The organism is Desulfobacula sp. (assembly GCF_021107415.1).
This window is the reverse complement of record NZ_JAIOSW010000090.1, coordinates 1-7,011: the sequence shown is the minus strand read 5'-3', so window position 1 is coordinate 7,011 and position 7,011 is coordinate 1. Positions and strand designations below refer to the sequence as shown.

Here is a 7,011-nt window from a genome sequence, read left to right as displayed (position 1 = left end):
AACTTGGAGGTTTCCAGCAGGTTCCCGTCACGGTCATAAATTTTTGTTATAAATACAGGCTCAATCAGGTAGCCCAGGTTTGAAAAAACAGAATAGGCATTGACAAGTTCAAGCAGAGAGAGTCCGGATGATCCAAGTGCAATGGATAAATCCTGGCTGATATCCGATGTAATGCCAAGCCTTCGGGAGTAATCGATAATATAGTCTATCCCAATGTCCTGAAGAATTTTAATGGTAACGATATTTCTGGATTTAACAAGGGCATTACGGAACAGGGTCGGGCCAAAAAATTTTTTCTTATAATTACGGGGTTTCCAGATGAAATCACGTTCTATGTCTTCGTAGACAACCGGGGAATCTATGATTACACTGGCAGCAGTATACCCCTTATCAAGGGCAGCAGCATAAATAACGGGTTTGAATGCGCTTCCCGGCTGGCGCCTAGATTGATAGGCCCGGTTAAACTGACTATTCCTGTAATCACGCCCGCCAATCATGGTTTTCACATGTCCTGTTTCCGCTTCAATACTCAACAAAGCAGACTGGGCAACGGGTTCCTGCTCCAAAGTAAACTCAAGCTCATTGTCTTCAACGATTTCATTGAGCACTTTAACCATGATAATATCGCCAGGCTTAAATACCCGGGAAGGCTTTTTAACTTTGGCTTCATAATAAGCAACTTCATGGTCGGGTTTTCTGGCCCATGTCATGGTTTCAACTTTGATGATGCCGTGGGAATTTCCTACTCTGACCCTGGTGACACCTTTTTCATCATCAATACTTAATACAACCCCCTGATAGGTCTTCCCTTTTTCCAGCAGTCTATTACCGATTTCTTCTGAAATTTGTGTGCAGAAATACTCTATTTGAAGGGCAGGGATATTTTTCAACGGGCCGCGATATCCCGTTCGCTGATCCAGCCCAATCAGTCCTTTGTTTACTGCATTTCTTCCGATTTTCTGGAGTTCAATATTGACGGCCGTATGTATCTGAAGTCCCTGTTTGTACAGGGCATCCTTACCATAATGTTTTTCTACATATCGTCTGACATGCTCGGTATAACAAGGTACTCTTTCAATAAACCAGTTTTTTCGAGGCTTAATATCCAGTTTAAGATCAATGGCTTCTGTGGCCTCAAGGTTTGTGATAAGGCCGTCCTCCTTCATTCGGTTCAATACATATATCTGCCGCTGTTTTGCACGATCAGGAAATCTGAAAGGAGAATATCTGCTGGGCGCCTGGGGAAGGCCTGCCAACATTGAACATTCTGCTAAATTAAGATCTTTTGCATGTTTCCCAAAATAGTTCTCAGATGCAGATTCTACACCATAGGCCCCGTGACCCAGATATATCTGGTTCAGATAAAGAAAAAGGATTTCATCTTTTGTAAATTTTTTTTCAATCCTGTATGCTAGAATAGCTTCTTTGAGTTTTCTTTCATAGGTACGTTCCGGAGTCAGTAAAAAGGATTTAGTCACCTGCTGGGTGATTGTGGAGCCCCCCTGGACAATAGTGCCGGCCTTAAGGTTCTTTAAAGATGCCCTGATGATGGAAAGAATATCAATGCCAAGGTGTTCCCTGAACCTTGAATCCTCTGCTGCCAAAAAAGCGTTAATCAGATTTTGCGGCATTTGGGATAAAGGGATGACAATCCTTCGTTCTTCATAAAATTCTCCGATTTTTCTTCCGTCATCTGAAAACACGCTGGTCACAGTAGCAGGACGATAATCGTTCAAGGTGTTTATTTTGGGCAGATCTTGGCTGAGATAATAGTAAAGTCCGGCAATTCCTGCACAACCCAGAAGGCTTAAGAGTATGAATAGAATAAAAATCCATTTAAAAAGAAAGAGAATAATACTTTTTTTCTTTTTCTTGCTTCTTTGTTTCATTATCTCGGACTTACTTTTTTTTACCATAACACCCTGGAAAAAATTTAATATTTTTTTAAATGGTTATTATCAGATTACATGTGTTATGGCAATACTTATGGGGTCGCAAAACAGGGTAATATTAAGTAAAACAAAAATCTCATCAATTTCAAATTTTTCATATTTTTCGGACCATTCAACAAGCATTTCAAATGCATCAAAGGAGGCTGCTATAGTCAATAGAAAAACAAACATCGCAAAAATAAAAATTATAATAAGATCTCTAAATGCTTTTGGGCTTTCCTGGTATATCTCTTTTAAATCAAATTCCATTAATTTTTTCTTTCTTTCGATGAGTTAAATTTAATGTGGATTGAAGTGCCTCCTGATTTGAAACAATCATCTATGGTCGTACAAGCCCGGCACAGGTGAATATCACCGGGACAGATATCATTATCTTTTGGTATAACCTTGCACCGGTCTGAATCAATCCATATTTTAAAGTGATACCGCTCAGAAAAAATTTTTATTCTCAGAAGATCAAATCCCCTGCCGCCCGCATTAAAATCATAGGGTTTTTTTGTCGAATAATCTATAGATTCCGGGGGGGTGAAATAATTTTCAAATATCAGGTGTAATTTTTCTTTGGTAAATCCGATTCCGAAATCCCTGACAATTAATTCCGGATAATTCTCTGTGTTTTTCAGAATAATATCAATTTTACCTGCATCCGGAGTGTATTCAAATGCATTCCGGATGATCCCTCTTGTTATGGTGTCAAGAATTTCAGGCGGAATATAAACAGTAATATTTTTGTCAATCTGAATGTTTAACAGACATTTTCGATGCCCGAATTCAGGCCGAAGCTGTTCAATGAGGTTTATCAGGTATTCATCCAAAAGCAGAGATTGGGATTTGATTTTTTTAGGACCGAAAAGGGTTTCTATGGTGTTGTGCACCCTGTTTATAATATCAATATTTTCAGTTTCACTTTCAATCAGGATTGTTAATTCATCTTTGCAAGCATCAAGAAGTTTGTTAAGAATATGGTATGCTTTAAAATCCTTTTTCCTTAAAAGATCTTCAACTTTATATTGTATGTCCAGAATTCTGTTAAGATTTCTTTGTCCTCTTGTGAAAATTTTTTCAATCAAAGGGTTCTCTATGCCTAGGGTGTTCAGTTTTTTTTCCAAAAGTTTCATAGAGGCACTCAAAACTGAAACAGGGGTCTTAAGTTCATGGGCAAGATGATTGATTACCTTGTCTTTTGCATGGTTCAAGGTTTTCAGTTCTTCATAGGATTTGCGTAATTCTTCATGTATCCGGGTATTTTCAATGGGCAGCGCAATCGTACTGGTCACAGTGCTCAGAAGTTCAATATCTGTGTTATCAAATTCTCCAAGGGTTTTATTGACAACGGAAACCACGCCAATGGTCCGGTCTTTAAGCTTTATGGGAACGGACAGGATATCCCTTGTTACAAGATCGGTCTCATCGTCAACCCTTTTCAGGAAAAAAGAGCATTTGGAAACATCTGAAATAAGAAGGGGTTTCCCAGTTTTGTAAACACGTCCGGAAACCCCCTGATCAGCTGGGAATCTGATTTTTTTGAATTTTTTTTCTGATTCCAGGTTCCGGTATTGGGCAGAAAAAAAATAGAGTTGCTTTTTTGATTTATCTGCCAGCAGAATAAAAGCTCCTTCCACAGATACCAGTTTTTGTATCTCCTTGTTGATAAGAGCGATAAGATCTCCCAGTTTCTGGTATTGGTGCAGCGCTTTAGAGATCCTGAACATGATTTGATTGGTTTTAGCCATACGGTTTTCAACGGTCATGTCCCGCAGTATTAATGCCTGTCCTATGGGTTTATTATGTTCGTCATATAAAATTGAGCCATTAATCAATATATCAAGAATCCGTCCGTCTTTAGTGTATCTTTGGGTTTCAAAGTCAAGAACCGATTGATTTTTGAACAATTGTTTCATCCCCTGTTTTGCCTGATCAATTAAGTGATCGGGAACGAATTTAATATTTTTCCCTTTTATCTCTTTAAGGGTCCATCCAAAGACTCTTTCAAAGGCTGGATTGATGTATTCAACCTTATTGTCAAGGGTGAATGCAAATACCGGGTCAGGCAGGAACTTTAAGAGTGTACGGAGCCGTTCTTGTGCAAGACGGCTTTTCTGGTACAATTGTATGGCTGATTTTTCTGCGTTCTGTGCATCTTGAAGAGCTGATTGTTTATCCGTCAATTTCATTTATACCGCCCTGGAAAAATATAAGGACTCATTATTTGAGATCATTACTTATACTCAGGATGTTATCATGTTTTCAATAGTATATTTTAAAATATTAAGGATGTCATAAAATTTTTTTAATTTAAGGATTTCTTTTCATTTCTAAAAATGATAGAGTACAGCCGATTTTTGAGCCACAGGATTCTGTTCCTGTGGTTTTGTATTTAATGAAAAGGAAAACAATAATAATGATAAGTGCGACCAACGTCACCCTCGCCTATGGTAAGAGGGTTCTGTTTAAAGACGTTAATATAAAGTTCACTCCTGGCAATAGTTATGGGCTCATCGGTGCCAACGGCTCAGGCAAGTCCACATTTTTGAAAATTCTTGCCGGTGATATTGAATCAGACTCGGGAAGCGTCTCTGTGGGATCTAATGAGCGAATAGCAGTTTTAAGGCAGGATCACTTTGCCTTTGACGAGGACACGGTTTTAAACACTGTGATCATGGGTCATGAAAAACTGTATGAAATTATGGCATTAAGGGATGCGCTTTATGCCAAGCCCGATTTTTCCGAGGAGGATGGGATCAGGTCAGGTGAACTTGAAGTCGAATTCGCAGAGATGAATGGGTATGAGGCAGAGTCTGAAGCGGCCGTTCTCTTAAACAGTCTGGGAATTGCCGAAGCGCTGCACCCAAAAAAGATGAAGGAACTTGAGGGCGGGGAAAAGGTGCGGGTGCTTCTTGCCCAGGCCCTGTTCGGAAACCCGGATGTTCTGCTTCTGGATGAGCCCACCAACAACCTGGATATTAAATCCATTGCCTGGCTTGAGGAGTTTCTCTACCGGTTTAAAAATACGGTAATCGTGGTATCACATGACCGTCATTTCATGAACCAGGTGTGTACCCACATTGCAGACATTGATTTTGGTAAGATCGCAGTGTACATGGGGAATTACGATTTCTGGTATCAGGCCAGCCAGCTGAATTTAAAGCAGAAACAGGCAGAAAACAGGAAGGTCACTGACCGGGCCAATGAATTAAAGGCTTTTATCCAGCGGTTCAGTTCCAACGCTTCCAAATCAAAGCAGGCCACTTCCCGAAAGAAACTTTTAGAGAAACTCACCATTGAAGATATGCCAATGTCATCAAGAAAATATCCGTTTGTCTGTTTTACGCCGGAAAGAGCCTGTGGCAAGGTGATCCTGGAAGTGAATGAACTCACCAAGACTATCGATGGTGAAAAGGTATTGGAAAACGTAAGTTTTGTTGTCAACACCGGGGATAAAATTGCTTTTATGGGTCAAAACAGCCTGGCCAGGACTACCCTCTTCCAAATCCTGGCAGGGGAGATGGAGCCGGACAGCGGTACTTTCCGTTGGGGAGTCACCATTACCCACTCCTATTTTCCCAAGGAACACAGTGCTTATTTCAACGGTGACCTGAGCCTTATCGAGTGGCTCCTGCAGTTCGCTCCTCCCAAAGAGACCGAGAACTTTGTCCGGACCTTCCTGGGACGCATGCTCTTTTCCGGGGAAGAGGCCACAAAAAAAATCAACGTGCTTTCCGGTGGGGAAAAGGTTCGCTGCATGCTCTCAAGGATGATGCTTTCCAAATCCAATGTCCTGATGATGGATGAACCCACCAACCATCTCGACCTGGAATCGATCACATCCTTAAATGACAGCCTGCTCAAATTCCAGGAGGTGATTCTTTTTACCTCCCATGATCATGAGTTCGTGAATACCGTGGTAAACCGGATTATCGAGATCATTCCCGGCGGTGTCATTGATCGGCTCATGACGTTTGATGAATATATTAAAAGTACGGAAGTTGCAAAAACTCGAAAGGCCATGATCCGGAAAGCTGCTTAAGTAGTATCTGAACGAAAATTGGCGGTTTCCGGTCGGGCACCAAGCAATCGGTTTTCAAAAATACAGTGTTATCAGGGCTTTTTTGCAAGCCAGATTGTGTGCCGGCTGCCTTTTCCGGATTTGCGGGCTCGTACGGTGATGGTTTCGGTCGTAAATCCACACTGCTTTAAGCGCCGGGCAAAGGCCTGGTCTTCTTTGGAAGACCAGACAGCCAGAATCCCTCCGGGACAAAGAGCAAAAAAGGAGGTTCTCAGACCGGATTTGCTGTAAAGGCGGTCATTGGCTTTCCGGGTTAGTCCTTCAGGACCATTGTCTACATCAAGAAGTATGGCATCCCAGAAAGATTTTTTTTCCCTGATGATATTTGCCACATCTTCTTTTCTAACAGATACCCGGGAGTCATCCAGCGGCATTCGGGCAAGGTGGCCCAAATGTTTTCGGTTCCACCGGACCACAGCCGGGATCAGTTCCGATACAATGATGCGTGTATTCGGCCTGGATTGTTCAAGTGTGGCTGCCAGTGTGTACCCCATGCCGAGGCCGCCAATGAGAATTCTTATATCTGATTTTTGTTTAATGCGGCGGCATGTGAGTTCAGCTAGTGCATCTTCGGAACCATGGACGCGGCTGTTCATCAGCTCTGTTCCTGCGGTTCGGATGGAGAATTCCGAGCCTCGCTTCAGCAGAATTATTTCTCCTTCATGTCCGGGGACTTTGGCCCGGTCAATCTCTTCCCAAGGGATCACGCTCTTCTCCTTTGATATTAATTTTGTAAAAGTAAAATTATCATATCCAAAAGGGATGCAATAGTACAATAAAAAGCCCGAGGAATCCAGGAATCTGCAATTTTTAAAATTTGACTTTTTGAACAATATTGGTTATTTAATTAAGTTTTTATTATTACACTCTAAAGGAGTTGTTGCAGGTCATGGTAAAATTTGATTTTGATTTTAAGCTTGATTTTAAAAAGGGCAATGGATTGATTCCTGCCATTGCACAGGATGATAAAACAGGTGAAGTCCTGATGCTGGC

Annotated in this window: 5 protein-coding genes; 1 reads left to right on the top strand and 4 read right to left on the bottom strand. The window is 41.3% G+C overall.

Annotated features, from left to right (window positions below):
- The 3 genes from K8S13_RS04700 to K8S13_RS04690 all read right to left on the bottom strand — a co-directional run.
- The coding region (locus K8S13_RS04700; protein WP_291460804.1) for a transglycosylase domain-containing protein at positions 1 to 1,916 on the bottom strand (1,916 nt) is incomplete at its 3' end.
- Between the two features lie 42 nt (positions 1,917 to 1,958).
- The gene (locus K8S13_RS04695) at positions 1,959 to 2,201 is read right to left on the bottom strand and encodes a hypothetical protein (protein WP_291460803.1); all 243 of its coding nucleotides are present in this window, start codon (positions 2,199 to 2,201) and stop codon (positions 1,959 to 1,961) included.
- The gene (locus K8S13_RS04690) at positions 2,201 to 4,126 is read right to left on the bottom strand and encodes a PAS domain S-box protein (RefSeq protein ID WP_291460802.1); all 1,926 of its coding nucleotides are present in this window, start codon (positions 4,124 to 4,126) and stop codon (positions 2,201 to 2,203) included. Before K8S13_RS04690 ends, K8S13_RS04695 begins: the two co-directional genes overlap by 1 nt.
- Before the next feature lie 227 nt (positions 4,127 to 4,353).
- Between K8S13_RS04690 and K8S13_RS04685 the strand changes: the two genes are divergently transcribed.
- Positions 4,354 to 5,979 carry an ABC-F family ATP-binding cassette domain-containing protein gene (locus K8S13_RS04685; protein ID WP_291460801.1) on the top strand — a complete coding sequence of 542 codons (1,626 nt, stop codon included), beginning with the start codon at positions 4,354 to 4,356 and terminating at the stop codon, positions 5,977 to 5,979.
- A 71-nt stretch (positions 5,980 to 6,050) separates the two neighbouring features.
- On the opposite strand, the gene K8S13_RS04680 is transcribed toward K8S13_RS04685, so the two are convergent.
- Positions 6,051 to 6,725 (bottom strand): hypothetical protein, encoded by a 675-nt coding sequence (locus tag K8S13_RS04680; RefSeq protein ID WP_291460800.1) that lies wholly within the window; start codon positions 6,723 to 6,725, stop codon positions 6,051 to 6,053.
- Positions 6,726 to 7,011: the final 286 nt, after the last annotated feature.